Below are 14,833 nucleotides of genomic sequence, written 5' to 3' on the forward strand. Positions count from 1 at the left end.
TACGGGGGACAGGAAGGCTTTCTTCTCCGAGGGGTGACACCGCCGAAACAGCCCGGACTCATTACCGGGCTTGACTGAACGCGGCGCGCGGAAGCGGGGTCGGTCGGGGCGGACAGCCGCCTCCCGCCTGCTCGAAGGACCACCGGCGCCGGATCAGGAAAGGGCGATGATGCACAACAGCGCGCTCGGCCACGGCCTCGCGATCGGCGACATCCCGGAGGAGGTGGTGCTCCCCGAGACGATGACGGCGGCGGTCATCGACGCCCCGGGCGACTGCTCGGTCCTCCACCTGGCGACGGTGCCCACGCCGACCGCGATCAACGCCGAGTTCGCCGTCAAGGTGATCGCGGCGGGAGTGAACCCGCTCGACGTGAAGACGCGAGCGGGCAAGGGAGTCGCCGCGCAGATCCCCTCCTACCCGGCGGTGCTCGGCCACGACTTCTCCGGCATCGTCGTCTCGAGCCCCTATCCGGCGCACCCGCTGCGCCCCGGTGACGAGGTCTACGGCTTCGTGATGGTGCCGCGCTACTCCGGCTCCTACGCCGAGTACGTCAGCGTCCCGAGCGTCTGCCTGGCCCGCAAGCCGTCGACGCTCTCGCACGTCGAGGCGGCGGGGGTGCCGCTCGCCGCGCTGACCGCCTGGGGCATGGTCGTCGAGCTGGCGAAGGCGCACGAGGGCCAGCGGATCCTGATCCACGCCGGGTCGGGCGGCGTCGGGCACTTCGCCGTGCAGTTCGCCGCCTACTTCGGTGCGTCGGTGATCGCGACCGGCTCGACCCGCAACCTGCAGTGGCTGCGCGAGCTCGGCGCCGACCAGGTCATCGACCACACCACCGAGCGCTTCGACGAGCTGCTGTCCGGCGTCGACGTGGTGATCGACCTCGTCGGCAACGTGCACGACAGCACGGGCTCCCGCTCACTGTCGGTGCTGCGCCCCGGTGGGCTGATCGTCAACGCGCCGACCGGCAGCTGGCCGGAGTTCTTCGAGGAGGCGGCGGCCGCGGGAGTCCGCGCCTCCACCTTCCGCGTCGCCCCCGACGGCGCCACGCTCGGCGTCGTCTCCCGCCTGCTGGAGTCCGGCGACGTCCGCGTCTTCATCGACGGCGTCTTCCCGCTCTCCGCCGCCGGCGCCGCGCACGCGCAGCTCGAGACCGGCCACACCCGCGGCAAGCTCGTCCTCACCGTCGCCGAGGGCTGACCCCCTCCCCTCCCGCGAGATGCCACTTGTGCACGCGACACGCCGTGTCGGGCGTGCACAAGTGGCATCTCGCGAAGGGAAGCAGGACGTCAGGGCAGGGGGCGCTCGAGGACGAAGTCCTCCTCGAGACGGCCGCCGACGAGGAAGTGCCGGATGCCGACGACCTCGAAGCCGTGCTTCGCGTAGAAGCGGCGCGCGCGCTCGTTCTCCTGGTTCACGCCGAGCCAGACGCTGAGGGCGCCGATCGCGCGCGCCTCGTCGAGGGTCGCGGCCATCAGCCGGGCCGCGATCCCCGAGCCGTGCCGGTCGGGCAGCGCGTAGCACTTGCTCAGCTCGATCGTCGGCCGGACCGTGACCGCGACCGCCGCCTCGGGGTCGGACGGCTCGCCCCGCACGAGCATCGTGTAGCCCAGCGCGCCGGAGTCGTCCTCCGCCAGGAACAGCACGCGGCCCGAGTCGGCGAGGTAGCCGCGGAAGCGCTCGACCGACAGCACGGTCCGGATGAAGTCCGCCTTCGCCTGGTCGGTGACGTGCGGCGGGCAGGCGAGCGGGAAGGTCGCGGCGGCGACGGCGGCGAGCTCCTCGGCGTCAGCGGCCGAGGCGCGGCGGACGGTCACGGGGTCGATGCTCGGGGGGAGGGAGTCGGACACGCCGTTCAGTATGCCCGGCGCACGCGGCGCCCCTGGAACGACGAAGGAGGGGACCCGCCGAAGCGGATCCCCTCCCGTCACTGCCTGCGCAGCTCAGTGCTGTGCCGAGGCTCAGGCCAGGACGTTGACGTCCAGCGGGATACCGGGGCCGAAGGTCGTCGAGACGGCGGCCTTCTGGATGTAGCGGCCCTTCGAGGAGGACGGCTTCAGGCGGACGATCTCGTCGAGAGCCGTCTTGAAGTTCTCCTGGAGCTGCTCCTCCGTGAAGGCGGCCTTGCCGACGACGAGGTGCACGTTGGCGTGCTTGTCGACGCGGAACTCGATCTTTCCGCCCTTGATCTCGGTCACGGCGCGAGCCACGTCCGGGGTCACGGTGCCGGTCTTCGGGTTGGGCATGAGGCCGCGGGGGCCGAGCACCTTTCCGAGACGGCCGACCTGGCCCATGAGCTCCGGGGTCGAGACCGCGGAGTCGAACGAGGTGTAGCCGCCGGCGACCTTCTCGATGAGCTCGGCGCCGCCGACCTCGTCGGCGCCCGCGGCGATCGCGGCCTCAGCGGCCGGACCGGTCGCGAACACGATGACGCGAGCGGTCTTGCCCGTGCCGTGCGGCAGGATGACCGTGCCGCGGACCATCTGGTCGGCCTTGCGCGGGTCGACCCCGAGCTTGAGCGCGACCTCGACGGTGCTGTTGAACTTCGCGGAGCCGGTCTCGCGCGCGAGCGCGACGGCCTCGTCGGCGGTGTAGAACTTGCCCTCTTCGAGCTTGGCGGCGGCGGCCCGGTAGGCCTTCGACTTCTGTGCCATGTTGTTTCTCCTTGAAACGAGAATGTGGTTCTAGAGCCTGGCGGGCTCTCCCACGGTGTGAGTTCTGGAAAGGCGGAGGGACTAGCCCTCGACCGTGATGCCCATCGAGCGAGCCGTGCCGGCGATGATCTTCGAGGCGGCCTCGATGTCGTTCGCGTTGAGGTCGGCCTGCTTCGCCTCGGCGATCTCGCGGACCTGCGCCATGGTGAGCTTCGCGACCTTCACGGTGTGCGGGGTCGACGAGCCCTTGGCGACGCCGGCGGCCTTCTTGATGAGCTCCGCCGCGGGCGGGGTCTTCAGGATGAAGGTGAACGAGCGGTCCTCGTAGACGGTGATCTCGACGGGGATGACGTTGCCGCGCTGCGACTCGGTCTGCGCGTTGTACGCCTTGCAGAACTCCATGATGTTGACGCCGTGCTGACCGAGCGCCGGACCGATCGGGGGGGCCGGGTTCGCGGCGCCCGCCTTGATCTGGAGCTTGATCAGGCCGGTGACCTTCTTCTTGGGGGCCATTCAGGATTCCTTTTCTCAGGGTTCGAGCGGTCGGGGGCTCCCGGCCGCTCTCCCGCGCATCCGACGGAGCCGGATCGCGGTGGAGGAGGGTCGGTCGGCGCACACGCGGACGGGCGCCGACACGAAAACCCGTACGAGCTTACACGGCCGAGGCCCTCCCCGACAGTGCGGGAAGGGCCTCGGCCGGACGGGAACCCGTCGTCAGAGCTTGGTGACCTGGTCGAACGACAGCTCGACCGGGGTCTCGCGCTCGAAGAGCGAGACGAGGACCGTGAGCTTGCCGCTCTCGGGCTTGATCTCGCTGATCGAGCCGGGAAGACCCGCGAACGAGCCCTCCTTGATCGTGATGGTCTCGCCGATCTCGAAGTCGACCTCGGCGGGCAGCACGCGCTGCGCCTGCTTCTGTCCCTTGACGCCGGCCGTCTTGGACGGCGCGACCTCCTTGATCTCGACCAGGCTCTTCAGCATCGTGAAGGCCTCCTCGAAGCGCAGCGGCGTCGGGTTGTGGGCGTTGCCCACGAAGCCGGTGACGCCCGGAGTGTGGCGGACGACCGACCACGAGTCCTCGTTGAGGTCCATGCGCACCAGCACGTAGCCGGGGATGCGCACGCGGGTGACCATCTTGCGCTGGCCGTTCTTGATCTCGACCACGTCCTCCATCGGGACCTGGACCTCGAAGATGTAGTCCTCGGCCTCGAGGGAGACCTTGCGGTTCTCGATGTTCGACTTCACGCGCTTCTCGAAGCCCGCGTAGGAGTGGATGACGTACCACTTGCCCATCTTGCCGCGCAGCTCGGCGCGGAACGCCTCGTACGGATCGATGTCGGCGAGGTCCTCGCCCTCGGCCTCGGCGTCCTCCGCGGCGACCTCGGCCTCGTCCTCGACGGCCTCGAGGGCCGCTTCGGCCTCCTCGACGGTGTCGATGTGCGCGGCCTCGTCGACGGCCGAGTCGGCCTCGGGGTCGTCCACGGAGCCGATCGCGTCGAGCGCGGCCTCGAGGTCCGACGCGAGGTCGTCCTCGGACTCGTTCTCGTCGATGACGCTCAGGGCGCCCTCCTCGGCGGGCTCGACGGCGTCCTCAGCCTGGATCTGGGTGTCGCCCTCCTGAACCTCGTCGACCTCGGACGACTGCTCGGCGGCGGTGGCCCAGTCGACGTCGTCGCGGTTTCTGTCAGACACTCGTAACTCTCTCTCGATCGATCGGCCGCGTCCCGTCGGGATTCGCGTGCCGCTGCCGTCGGCGTCCCCCGCTCGTGCGGACGGGACGCTCCCGGGTCGGGTGGCGGGGGTCAGGACGCCGGTGTGCCGAACACGTAGGTCACGGCGAGCGCGAACACCCAGTCCAGCAGCGACACCAGCGCCATCATGATCACGACGAAGATCAGGACCACGACGACGTAGTTGCCGAGCTCCTTGCGCGTCGGCGTGACGACCTTCTTCAGCTCGGCGATGACCTGCCGGATGAAGAGGGCGATGCGCGCGAACGGACTGCGCCGCGCCTCGCGCTGCTGATTGGCGATCGCGACGACGTCCTCGCTCGGCTCGTCGACTGCTTTCCCGGCCACCTGCACGCACCTTTCCCGCACCGGAACCTCCGGTGTGGCCGACCGCCCGTGGGCGGTCCTGGACCGATGACCGCTGCATCGCGGGGACCGCGAGCGACGGGCATCGATGTGCAGGGCGGACAGGGCTCGAACCTGCAACCTGCGGTTTTGGAGACCGCTGCTCTACCAATTGAGCCACCGCCCTATGGATGCCGTTGCGAGCATCCGAGGAGGAGTCGAACGTCTTCGGGAGCCTCAGCAACCGCCTCGGGCGCTGTGAATCCTGGCAGCGTTCGACTACCGCAGACGAGTGTACGTGGACCCGCTGGACGTGTCCAGCCGGGCGCGACCCGTCGCCTGGAGGCCCCCGCGCCCGCGCGATACGCTGGCCGTCGTGTCCTCCACCACGCGCATCTCCGCCCGCATCGCCGCCATCGCCGAGTCCGCGACCCTCAAGGTCGACGCGAAGGCGAAGGCACTCCAGGCCCAGGGGCGGCCGGTGATCTCCTACGCCGCGGGCGAGCCCGACTTCACCACGCCGCAGCACATCGTCGAGGCCGCGTCGGCCGCGGTGCTCGACCCGAGGAACTACCGGTACACGCCGGCGGCCGGTCTGCCCGACCTGCGCGAGGCCATCGCCGAGAAGACCGCGCGCGACTCCGGCTGGGCCGTCGAGGCGTCGCAGGTCGTCGTCACCAACGGCGGCAAGCAGGCCGTCTACCAGGCGTTCCAGACCCTGCTCGACGACGGCGACGAGGTGCTCGTGCCGACCCCCTACTGGACCACCTACCCCGAGGCGATCAAGCTCGCCGGCGGCGTCCAGGTCGACGTCTTCGCCGGCGCGGACCAGGGCTACCTGGTCACCGTCGAACAGCTGGAGGCCGCGCGCACCGAGCGCACCAAGGTCCTCCTCTTCGTCTCCCCCTCCAACCCCACCGGCGCGGTCTACTCCGCCGAGCAGACGCGTGAGATCGGCGAGTGGGCCGAGGAGCACGGCCTCTGGATCATCGCCGACGAGATCTACCAGAACCTGGTCTACGCGGCCGAGGGGCAGGACGACGCGAGCCCGCTCACGCGCGCGACCTCGATCGTCGAGGCCGTCCCCGCGCTGCGCGACCGCACGATCCTCGTCAACGGCGTGGCCAAGACCTACGCGATGACCGGCTGGCGCGTGGGCTGGATGGTCGGCCCCGCCGACGCGATCAAGGGCGCCTCCAACCTGCAGTCGCACCTCTCGAGCAACGTCTCGAACATCTCGCAGCGCGCCGCCATCGCCGCCCTCACCGGCCCGCAGGAGCCCGCCGAGGAGATGCGCCTCGCCTTCGACCGCCGTCGCCGCGCCATCGTCGACGCCCTGAACGCGATCGACGGCGTCGACTGCCCGACCCCCGGCGGCGCGTTCTACGTCTACCCGGACGTCCGAGGACTGCTGAACCGCGAGTGGGACGGCGTCACGCCGACCACCTCGCTGGAGCTGGCCGACCTGATCCTCGAGAAGGCCGAGGTCGCGACGGTCCCCGGCGAGGCCTTCGGACCCAGCGGCTACCTCCGCCTCTCCTACGCGCTCGGCGACGACGCCCTGCTCGAAGGCGCGAAGCGCCTTCAAGCGCTGTTCGGTTCCACTAGCTGATCTCCTCCTTCGTCGTCGATCAGCCGCGGTCGGCTTCCTGAGGTGGATGCGTTCCGCAGAGCGTCCTGCGTCCGCGCACGACGATTCGCTGGCACGCGAATCGCCGGTTGCGCTCGACCCTGCTGCCCAGGAGCCTGAATCCGGGGTCGCGAGATGCCAGTTGGGGGCGTGACACGCCGGGTGGGGTGGGCGCAAGTGGCATCTCGTGGGGACGGATGACTGTGCTCGGGAGGTGGGACAGGGCACGCTGGGGGGATGACGCCTGACGACGCCGTTCGTGTCCGTGATCTGCGGAAGGACTACGGCGGTGCTCCCGCCCTCACCGGGGTGTCGTTCGAGATCGCGCGAGGCGAGACGTTCGCACTGCTCGGGCCCAACGGGGCGGGCAAGTCGACGACGATCGAGATCCTCGAGGGCTACCGCGACCGCTCGGGCGGCGAGGCGTCGGTGCTCGGCGTCGACCCGCGGCACGGCGACCTCGCCTGGAAGTCGCGGCTCGGGATCGTGCTGCAGTCCAGCGGCGAATCGGGAAACGCCACGGTCCGCGAGCAGATCGCCCACTTCGCGAGCCTCTACCCGAGCCCGCGCGACGTCGACGAGACGATCGAGGCGGTCGGCCTCACGGCGAAGGCGCGCTCGCGGATCGGCAAGCTCTCCGGCGGGCAGCGCCGCCGCGTCGACGTGGCGCTGGGCATCGTGGGCCGTCCGGAGCTGGTGTTCCTCGACGAGCCGACGACGGGCTTCGACCCGGAGGCGCGGCACGCGTTCTGGGACCTGGTCGCGCTGCTCAAGAGCGAGGGCACGACCATCCTGCTCACCACGCACTACCTCGACGAGGCCGCGCACCTCGCCGACCGGGCCGCGGTCATCGCGGGCGGCCGCCTCCTCGCGATCGGGCGGATGGACGAGATCGGCGGCGACGAGGCCCGCGTGCCGATCGTCCAGTGGCAGGAGGACGGCGCGCAGCGTCGCCTCCGCACCCCGGAGCCGGCCCGCGTCGTCGCCGAGCTGAGCGCTCGCCTCGGCGAGCCGACGGCCCTCGAGGTCCTCCGGCCCAGCCTCGAGGACATCTATCTGGACCTGATCCGCGACGACCGCGCCGGAGACACCGCCCTCGATGTGATCGGAGAGCCGGCATGAGCGCCGTCGCCACCCCCCGCCCCGCGCTGCGCACCGGTGTCGGCCGCACCCTCCGGCTCGGCGCCGCCCGCGCCCGCTACGAGGTGCGCTCGTACTTCCGCGCGCCGGACCAGGTGTTCTTCACCTTCCTCTTCCCGGTGCTGCTGCTCGCGATCTTCTCGGTCGCGTTCGGGGACGGCGCGGTGATGCAGGCGGACCCGCAGGACCCGGGCATCAGCATGGCCGAGTACTACGTGCCGGGACTCGCGGCGGCGGGCATCCTGCTCTCCGGGGTGCAGAACCTCGGCGTGGACATCGCCATCGAGCGCGGCGACGGCACGCTCAAGCGCCTCGCGGGCGCTCCCCTGCCCGTCCTGAGCTACTTCCTCGGCAAGTTCGGCCAGGTGCTCGTCACCAGCGCCGCGCAGACGGCGCTGCTGCTCGCGGTCGCTGCGACCGCCTTCTCCGTGCCGCTGCCGACCGACGGCGGCCGCTGGGCGACCTTCGCCTGGATCTATCTGGCCGGAGTGGCGACCTCGGCGATCCTGGGCATCGCGGTCTCCGCCCTCCCCCGCACCGGGAAGAGCGCGACGGCCGTCATCGTCCCACCGCTGCTCGTGCTGCAGTTCGTCTCGGGGTCCTACCTCTCCTTCACGACCCTGCCGGACTGGCTGCAGACGATCGCGAGCGTCTTCCCGCTCAAGTGGATCGCGCAGGGCATGCGGGCGGTCTTCCTGCCGGCCGACTTCGAGCAGGCCGAGGTCAACGGCGACTGGGACCTGACCGGGGTCGCGATCGCCCTCGGCATCTGGCTGGTGCTGGGCCTGATCGCGAGCCGCCTCACCTTCCGCTGGATCCGCCGCGACGCCTGACGCCCACATGCTGGTCGAGTAGCCCCGCAGGGGCGTATCGAGACCCGGCGGTGCCAGCAGGGCGGGTCTGCAGACCATCGTCCTGACGCCGGTGGATCTCGATACGCCCACTTCGCGGGCTGCTCGATCAGCAGGGAACGGACCGCTCCGCGGGCTGCTCGATCAGCATGCTGGCGCGCGCCGCGCGGTCCGTCGCGCGGGGGAGTCAGACGGTGGTGCCGACCACCACGGGCTCGGGGTGCAGCAGGATGCCGAACTCGGCGAGCACGCGGCCCTGCACGTAGCGGGCGAGCTCGGCGATCTGCTCGGCGGTCGCTCCGCCGCGGTTCGTGAGCGCGAGGGTGTGCTTGCTCGACACCGCGGCGCGCGAGCCCGGGAGCGAGAAGCCGCGGGCGATCCCGGCGTGCTCGATGAGCCAGGCGGCGCTGAGCTTGACCAGCGCGTCGGGCGAGGTCGGGGCGGGCAGCCGGATCGGCGCCCCCGCCTCGACGTCGGCGAGGGCGGTCACCAGCGGGGCCTCGCTCGCCGGCGTCTCCGGCCAGCGCGGCGCGGTCGGCGGAAGTCCGCTCGCGGCCGCGACGGTGACGATCGGGTTGGTGAAGAAGGAGCCGGCGCTGGCGGTGTCCGGATCCTCCGGATCGAGCACCATCCCCTTCGCGCCGCGCAGCCGCAGCACGCTCGCGCGCACTTCCGCGAGCGGCACGCGGTCGCCCAGCTCGACGCCGAGCGCACTGGCTAGCTGGCCGTAGGCGACGGGAGCACCGAGACCCGCTCCGCCGACGTCCTCGAGGGCGAATTCGACGGCGAGGACGGCGCCGCGTCGACCCTGCTTGACGGCGGAGGTCCGGTAGCCCAACTCGAGCTCGGCGGCGGTCAGTCGCACGGGCTCCTGTGCGCCCTCGTCGAGGAAGTCGACCGCGACGAGGGTGTCGGAGAGCTCCTGGCCGTAGGCGCCGATGTTCTGCACCGGCGACGCGCCGACCGTTCCGGGGATGCCGCTGAGCGCCTCGAGTCCCGCCCAGCCGCGCTCGACGGTCGCGGCGACCAGGCCGTCCCACGACTCGCCCGCCTGCACGCGGAGGTGGACAGCGCCGGGCCGGTCCGTCTCGAGCCGCTCGATCCCGGTCGTGCGCACGCGCACCACGGTCCCCTCGACTCCGTCGTCGCCGACGAGGAGGTTGGAGCCGCCGCCGAGCAGCAGCCAGGGCTCGTCGTCGGCCCACACCTCGCGGAGGGCGGCGACCAGCTCGGCCTCGGTGGCCGGCTCGAGCAGGCGCTCGGGGACTCCCCCGACGCGCAGCGTGGTGAGGGTGGAGAGGGCGGGTGTCGTCATCGGTGCGGGATCAGGCCAGCGAGACGCGCGCCTGCGCCTTGCCGAGCACCGCCTGGCCGCCGTACGTCACGGCGAGGTCGATGCGCGCAATCCCGGCCTCGGTGTCGAGCGCCCCGACCTTCGCGACGACGTCGAGCTCGGCGCCCTCCTTCGGGTCGACGACGACGGGCCGCGTGAAGCGGACCTGGTAGTCGACGACACGGCCGGGATCGCCGACCCAGTCGACGACGACCTGCACGGCGGTGCCCATCGTCAGCATGCCGTGGGCGAGCACGCCGGGCAGCCCGACCTCGGCCGCGACGTCGTCGCGGTAGTGGATCGGGTTGAAGTCGCCCGACGCACCCGCGTAGCGCACGAGCGAGCCGCGCTCGAGGTGGAAGCTCCGCTCGCCGACGACGTCGCCGACGGTGAGCTCGGACAGGACGGGGCGCTCGGCGCTCATTCGTCTCCCCTGACGACGAGGGTGGACAGGGCGGTCACGACGTGGGCACCGTCTGCGTCGACCATGGTCGACTGCGTGGTGATCATCGAGTGCGCGCCGAGCTGCTTGATGCTGGCGACCGAGAGGGTCGCGGTCAGCTCGTCGCCCGCGACGATGGGGCGCGAGTAGCTGAAGCGCTGGTCGCCGTGGACGACCCGGCTGAAGTCGATGCCGGCGTCGGGCGCGGCGAGCAGCTGGGCGAGGGTGAACTCCTGCACCACCACGGCGAAGGTCGGCGGTGCGACGACGTCGCGGTAGCCGGCACGGCGCGCGGCCGCGGGGTCGAGGTGGAGAGGGGACTCGGCGGAGACGGCGCGCGCGAACTCGCGCACCTTCTCGCGGCCCACCTGGTAGGGCTCCGTCGGCGCGAACACGCGCTCGGTGAGGTCGGGGTTCACTGGCACCCGGCCATCTTAGGCGCTGGCCTCGGAAGCCTCCGGGGCCCCTGGCGCCCTCCGAGGTCCCTCCCCCTCGACGAGGGTCATGCACGTATGACCATCGGCAATTACCCACGCGCGTATGGGTGACCGCGGACGATTCTTCTCCGAAGCTGGCGAGCATGTCCACACCTGACCCCGAACGCGACTGGATGACCTACGCCCGCGAGCTCGGCACGAACCTCCACCGCGCCCGGATGGCCAAGGGCGAGAGCCAGGAGCGCATCGCCCACGCCGCCGGACTGGCGGGCTACACCTACCAGAAGTTCGAGAAGGGCGAGTCGAAGCCGGGCTCGCCCGCGAACCCGCAGCTGAAGACGCTCTTCGCCCTCTGCGAGGCCCTCGACATCGAGCTCTCCGACCTGCTGCCGCCGAACCCGCCCCGCTCATCCGGCTCCGCCGGGGCCGAGTAGCCGCAGCGTCGCCTCGACGCCGCGCGCCAGCCGCGCCGCCGCGCTGAGATCGAGGTCCACCGCGCCGAGCCCGTCGGATTCGAGGCGCAGCCGCTCCTCGCCCCGGCCGCCGGGCCGGCACAGCGAGACGTGCACGACGGCGGCGACGGGCTCGCCCGCCGCACCCTCCCCGCACCAGAGCACGAGCGGGAGCGACTGCGCCCGGGAGCGGTGCAGCCGCTCCTCGGGGCACTCGATCTCGTCGTGCTCCCCTGCGCACCAGCGGGGGCACTCGTCGTCGTCTCGCCTGTTCTGTCGTCCGTCCATGTTCCGCACCAATCGTTCGAGGCGCACAGCACACCAGGCGGCACCGACATCGCGGCGGGCCCGCCGACCGGATCCCCCAGGGATGTGGACAGGCACCCGGCACCTCCCCCCTGTGGAGGAATGCTGTCACTGTGCCATACCGGGATGGCGGCCCCGCGGGCCGCGTCAGCGGTGGACGATCAGCCAGGTCGCGACGGCCGTCGTGGCGCCGCGGTTGATCATCCGATGACCGCGCTCGCAGGGGAACGTGATCGCGTCCCCCGCTGCGAGGACCACGGTCTCGTCCTCGAACTCGACGGTGAGCTCGCCGAGCGTGACGGTCCCGATCTCGATCCCGTCGTGGCGCAGGAACCGGCGCTGCGCGGTCGAGGTCGCCCCCGGCGGATAGGTCGATTCGAAGAAGTCGACCGCGTCGACGGGCTGCGGCGCCAGCCGGCGGAAGAGCACACCGCCCTCGAGGAGGACGGGAGCGACCTCGCCCGCGCGGACGACGGCCGTCGTCAGCCCCGCGCCCTCTCCGCCGCTCGGCCCGCCCGGCTCACCGACCGCCGCGCCGCCGGCGGCGGTCTCGTCGAAGACGACGGAGAGCGGGACGCCGAGGGCGCCGACCATCGCGATGAGGCGCCCGACCGACGGCTGCATGGCCCCCCGCTCGATCTGCGAGACGGCGCTGGCCGAGATGCCGAGCTCGCGGGCGAGTGCGCGCAGCGACATCCCTGACGCGAGACGCAGCTCGCGCAGGCGCGCGCCGACGCCTTCGCGGACCGCCCCGGGGAGCGCGGCGGCGACGTCCGGAGCCGCGGAGACCGCGGAATCCCGGGCGGTCTCGTCGGTGGGCATTCGGGACGCCGTCCTCTCCTCGGTGATCGTCACACAGCTGTAACGGGGGCGAAACGAACGCGGCCCGGCGGAGCCCTAGGTTCTCCCGTGTGAAGTCATCACTTCACACGATCCGAACGCCCACCGCTCGCGCGGAGGCGGCCGATCGCCACGGCCGACCGCCTCGACCACCCTGACACATCCGCTCCGTGCGCCGACCCGCGCACCCGCCCGAGAGGTGGATCCACCATGACCGACCGCGCCACTGCACCCCGCATCGACCCGTCGACCGCGCCGCCCGCTGAGAGCGCCGGGCTCGCCGGCCCCTCGCTCGTCAAGCCGGGCTACGACGACCGCCTCGCCAACGAGGACCTCGCCCCGCTCGTCAAGCAGCGCTGGTCGAGCTACAACATCTTCGCGTTCTGGATGTCGGACGTGCACAGCGTCGGCGGCTACGTCACCGCCGGCTCGCTCTTCGCGCTCGGCCTCGCCGGCTGGCAGGTGCTGGTGGCCCTCGTGGTCGGCATCGTGATCGTGCAGGTCTTCTGCAACCTCGTCGCGAAGCCCAGCCAGGTCACCGGCGTCCCCTACCCGGTGATCAACCGCGCGATCTTCGGCGTCCGCGGGGCGAACATCCCCGCGATCATCCGCGGGCTGATCGCCATCGCCTGGTACGGCGTGCAGACCTACCTCGCCGCGCAGTCGCTCAACATCGTGTTCCTCAAGTTCTTCCCGGCGATGGCCTCCTGGAACACCGCCGAGGCCTCCTTCCTCGGCCTCTCCGCCCTGGGCTACCTCTCCTACGCGATCCTCTGGGTCGCCCAGGCCGCTCTCTTCTGGCGGGGCATGGAGTCGATCCGCCGCTTCATCGACTGGGCCGGCCCCGCCGTCTACGTGGTGATGCTCGTGCTCGCGATCTACCTCGTCTCGCAGGCCGGCTGGGAGAACATCTCGCTGAACCTCGGCTCGGGCGAGCCCCTCGACCTCGGCGCCTCGATCCCCGTGATGATCTCGGCGGTCGCCCTGGTCGTCTCCTACTTCTCCGGCCCGATGCTGAACTTCGGCGACTTCTCCCGCTACGCCCGCAGCTACCGAGCGGTGAAGAAGGGCAACCTCCTCGGCCTGCCGATCAACTTCCTCTTCTTCTCCCTGCTCACCGTGATCACCGCCTCCGCGACGGTCCCCGTCTTCGGCGAGCTGATCACCGACCCGATCGAGACCGTCGAGCGGATCGACACCTGGTTCGCCGTCCTGCTCGGCGGGCTCACCTTCGTCATCGCGACGATCGGCATCAACATCGTCGCCAACTTCATCTCGCCCGCGTTCGACTTCTCCAACGTCAACCCGAAGAAGATCAGCTGGCGGATGGGCGGCATGATCGCCGCCGTCGGCTCGGTGCTGCTCACCCCGTGGAACTGGTACTCCAACGACACCGCGATCCACTACACGCTCGGCATCCTCGGCGCCCTGATCGGCCCGCTGTTCGGCGTCCTGATCGCCGGCTACTACCTGGTCAGCCGTCAGCGCGTCTGGGTCGACGACCTCTACACGATGAGCGAGAAGGGCCGCTACTGGTTCTCCCGCGGCTTCAACCCCAACGCCGTCTGGGCCACCGTGATCGGCGGCCTCCCCTCCGTCCTCTCCGTACTCGTCCCGCGCTGGATCGAGGAGGCGGGTGGCCCGTCCTTCACCTGGCTCGGCGACTACAGCTGGTTCCTCGGCTGCGTCCTCGGCTTCGTCGCGATGGCCGTCCTCGAGCGCCGCTCCCCGCGGATCGGCCGCCTCGAGGAGGACCTCGCGAACGTCAGCGACGGCAGCACGGTCTGACCCGAGCCCTCCCCCACCCGCCCCTGACCCGGCCTCGCCATCCACTCCATCCTCCAGAAGTTGCGGTAGTCGCGCATGACTACCGCAACTTTCGAGGACTGGCCGGTGGCGTGGTGGCCGTTCCACCCCTGCAGCATCCCGAGGAGCGCCCGTGCGCATCACCGTCGTCAACCCGAACACCAGCGAGCGCATGACGGAGGCGATCGGCCGCGCCGCGCGGTCCGTCGCCTCGGTCGGCACCGAGATCGTCGCCGTCACCCCGCCGATGGGGCCGGCCTCGATCGAGAGCCACTACGACGAGGCGCTGGCCGTCCCGGGGCTGCTGCACGAGATCGTCCGCGGCGACGCGGCGGGCAGCGACGGCTACGTCGTCGCCTGCTTCGGCGACCCGGGGATCGACGCGGCCCGCGAGCTCGCCCGCGGACCGGTGATCGGCATCGCCGAGGCCGCGATGCACATGGCGTCACTGGTCGGCCGGCGGTTCAGCGTCGTCACCACGCTCTCGCGCACGAGCGGGCGGGCCTGGGACATCGCGCACCGCGCCGGGTTCGACCGGGCCTGCGCGGGAGTGCACGCCTGCGACATCCCGGTGCTCGAGCTCGACGACCCGCACTCCGACGCTCGCCGGGTGATCCTCGAGGAATGCGCCGCCGCGCTCGCGACGGACGGCTCCGACGTGATCGTGCTCGGCTGCGCCGGGATGGCCGACCTCTGCCGCGACCTCTCCCGCGAGCTCGGCGTCCCGGTGATCGACGGGGTCGCCGCCGCGGTCCGGCTGGTCGAGGGCCTCGTCGCGATGGGAGTCACGACCTCGCGCCGCGACGAGTTCGCGGCACCGCGCCCGAAGGAGATGACGGGGCTGCTCGCCCCGTTCGCGCTGGCCTGAG

At 71.3% G+C, this 14,833-nt stretch carries 17 protein-coding genes and 1 tRNA gene; 7 read left to right on the plus strand and 11 right to left on the minus strand.

Annotation, left to right across the window (positions count from 1 at the left end; genetic code table 11):
* The first annotated feature begins 169 nt into the window (after window positions 1-169).
* Entirely contained in the window at window positions 170-1,198 is a 1,029-nt protein-coding gene (locus tag MT353_RS05895; protein ID WP_374204696.1) for an NADP-dependent oxidoreductase, read from the plus strand.
* A gap of 89 nt (window positions 1,199-1,287) precedes the next feature.
* On the opposite strand, the gene MT353_RS05900 is transcribed toward MT353_RS05895, so the two are convergent.
* The 6 genes from MT353_RS05900 to MT353_RS05925 form a co-directional block, all read right to left on the minus strand.
* Window positions 1,288-1,848, minus strand: a complete 561-nt coding sequence (locus MT353_RS05900) for a GNAT family N-acetyltransferase (RefSeq protein WP_243623838.1) — start codon at window positions 1,846-1,848, stop codon at window positions 1,288-1,290.
* 111 nt (window positions 1,849-1,959) lie between these two features.
* Complete coding sequence (rplA, locus tag MT353_RS05905) at window positions 1,960-2,652, minus strand: 50S ribosomal protein L1 (RefSeq protein WP_123447821.1); 693 nt, start codon at window positions 2,650-2,652, stop codon at window positions 1,960-1,962.
* An 81-nt stretch (window positions 2,653-2,733) separates the two neighbouring features.
* Entirely contained in the window at window positions 2,734-3,165 is a 432-nt protein-coding gene (rplK, locus tag MT353_RS05910) for a 50S ribosomal protein L11 (RefSeq protein WP_123737387.1), read from the minus strand.
* Window positions 3,166-3,366: 201 nt separating this feature from the next.
* Window positions 3,367-4,344 carry a transcription termination/antitermination protein NusG gene (nusG, locus tag MT353_RS21900; protein WP_123447823.1) on the minus strand — a complete coding sequence of 326 codons (978 nt, stop codon included), beginning with the start codon at window positions 4,342-4,344 and terminating at the stop codon, window positions 3,367-3,369.
* Between the two features lie 110 nt (window positions 4,345-4,454).
* Window positions 4,455-4,730, minus strand: coding sequence for a preprotein translocase subunit SecE (gene secE / locus MT353_RS05920; protein WP_123447877.1), 276 nt, complete (start codon window positions 4,728-4,730; stop codon window positions 4,455-4,457).
* Window positions 4,731-4,841: 111 nt separating this feature from the next.
* A tRNA-Trp gene (locus MT353_RS05925) sits at window positions 4,842-4,914 on the minus strand.
* Window positions 4,915-5,094: 180 nt separating this feature from the next.
* Between MT353_RS05925 and MT353_RS05930 the strand changes: the two genes are divergently transcribed.
* The 3 genes from MT353_RS05930 (at window position 5,095) to MT353_RS05940 (ending at window position 8,330) form a co-directional block, all read left to right on the plus strand.
* Window positions 5,095-6,339, plus strand: a complete 1,245-nt coding sequence (locus MT353_RS05930) for a pyridoxal phosphate-dependent aminotransferase (protein ID WP_374204697.1) — start codon at window positions 5,095-5,097, stop codon at window positions 6,337-6,339.
* 255 nt (window positions 6,340-6,594) lie between these two features.
* The gene (locus MT353_RS05935; RefSeq protein WP_123737390.1) at window positions 6,595-7,479 is read left to right on the plus strand and encodes an ABC transporter ATP-binding protein; all 885 of its coding nucleotides are present in this window, start codon (window positions 6,595-6,597) and stop codon (window positions 7,477-7,479) included.
* Complete coding sequence (locus MT353_RS05940) at window positions 7,476-8,330, plus strand: ABC transporter permease (protein WP_243623840.1); 855 nt, start codon at window positions 7,476-7,478, stop codon at window positions 8,328-8,330. The genes MT353_RS05935 and MT353_RS05940 overlap by 4 nt, the downstream gene beginning before the upstream one ends.
* A gap of 205 nt (window positions 8,331-8,535) precedes the next feature.
* On the opposite strand, the gene MT353_RS05945 is transcribed toward MT353_RS05940, so the two are convergent.
* The 3 genes from MT353_RS05945 to MT353_RS05955 are packed head-to-tail and all read right to left on the minus strand — an operon-like array spanning window position 8,536 to window position 10,548.
* Entirely contained in the window at window positions 8,536-9,663 is a 1,128-nt protein-coding gene (locus MT353_RS05945; RefSeq protein ID WP_132437570.1) for a UDP-N-acetylmuramate dehydrogenase, read from the minus strand.
* Between the two features lie 10 nt (window positions 9,664-9,673).
* Window positions 9,674-10,105 carry a MaoC family dehydratase gene (locus tag MT353_RS05950; protein WP_243623841.1) on the minus strand — a complete coding sequence of 144 codons (432 nt, stop codon included), beginning with the start codon at window positions 10,103-10,105 and terminating at the stop codon, window positions 9,674-9,676.
* The gene (locus MT353_RS05955) at window positions 10,102-10,548 is read right to left on the minus strand and encodes a MaoC family dehydratase N-terminal domain-containing protein (RefSeq protein WP_123705306.1); all 447 of its coding nucleotides are present in this window, start codon (window positions 10,546-10,548) and stop codon (window positions 10,102-10,104) included. The genes MT353_RS05950 and MT353_RS05955 overlap by 4 nt, the downstream gene beginning before the upstream one ends.
* Window positions 10,549-10,703: 155 nt before the next feature.
* On the opposite strand from MT353_RS05955, the gene MT353_RS05960 reads away from it, so the two are divergent.
* Window positions 10,704-10,994 (plus strand): helix-turn-helix domain-containing protein, encoded by a 291-nt coding sequence (locus MT353_RS05960; protein ID WP_123737395.1) that lies wholly within the window; start codon window positions 10,704-10,706, stop codon window positions 10,992-10,994.
* Here MT353_RS05960 and MT353_RS05965 read toward each other — a convergent pair.
* Together MT353_RS05965 and MT353_RS05970 are read right to left on the minus strand one after the other, a co-directional pair.
* On the minus strand, window positions 10,968-11,300 hold the full coding sequence (locus tag MT353_RS05965) for a hypothetical protein (RefSeq protein ID WP_123737396.1): 333 nt from the start codon (window positions 11,298-11,300) through the stop codon (window positions 10,968-10,970). The two genes, MT353_RS05960 and MT353_RS05965, sit on opposite strands and share 27 nt — an antisense overlap.
* A 165-nt stretch (window positions 11,301-11,465) precedes the next feature.
* Window positions 11,466-12,140 (minus strand): helix-turn-helix domain-containing protein, encoded by a 675-nt coding sequence (locus MT353_RS05970; RefSeq protein ID WP_243598342.1) that lies wholly within the window; start codon window positions 12,138-12,140, stop codon window positions 11,466-11,468.
* Window positions 12,141-12,368: 228 nt separating this feature from the next.
* Here MT353_RS05970 and MT353_RS05975 point away from each other — a divergent pair, with 228 nt between their 5' ends.
* Both MT353_RS05975 and MT353_RS05980 read left to right on the plus strand, forming a co-directional pair.
* Window positions 12,369-13,946: an NCS1 family nucleobase:cation symporter-1 gene (locus MT353_RS05975; RefSeq protein ID WP_243623842.1), complete on the plus strand. Its 1,578-nt coding sequence runs from the start codon at window positions 12,369-12,371 to the stop codon at window positions 13,944-13,946.
* A 151-nt stretch (window positions 13,947-14,097) separates the two neighbouring features.
* A complete protein-coding gene (locus MT353_RS05980; RefSeq protein WP_243623843.1) occupies window positions 14,098-14,832 on the plus strand; it encodes an aspartate/glutamate racemase family protein in 735 nt (244 codons plus the stop codon).
* Window position 14,833: the final 1 nt, after the last annotated feature.

The organism is Rathayibacter sp. VKM Ac-2927 (genome assembly GCF_022815525.1).
Lineage (GTDB): Bacteria > Actinomycetota > Actinomycetes > Actinomycetales > Microbacteriaceae > Rathayibacter > Rathayibacter festucae.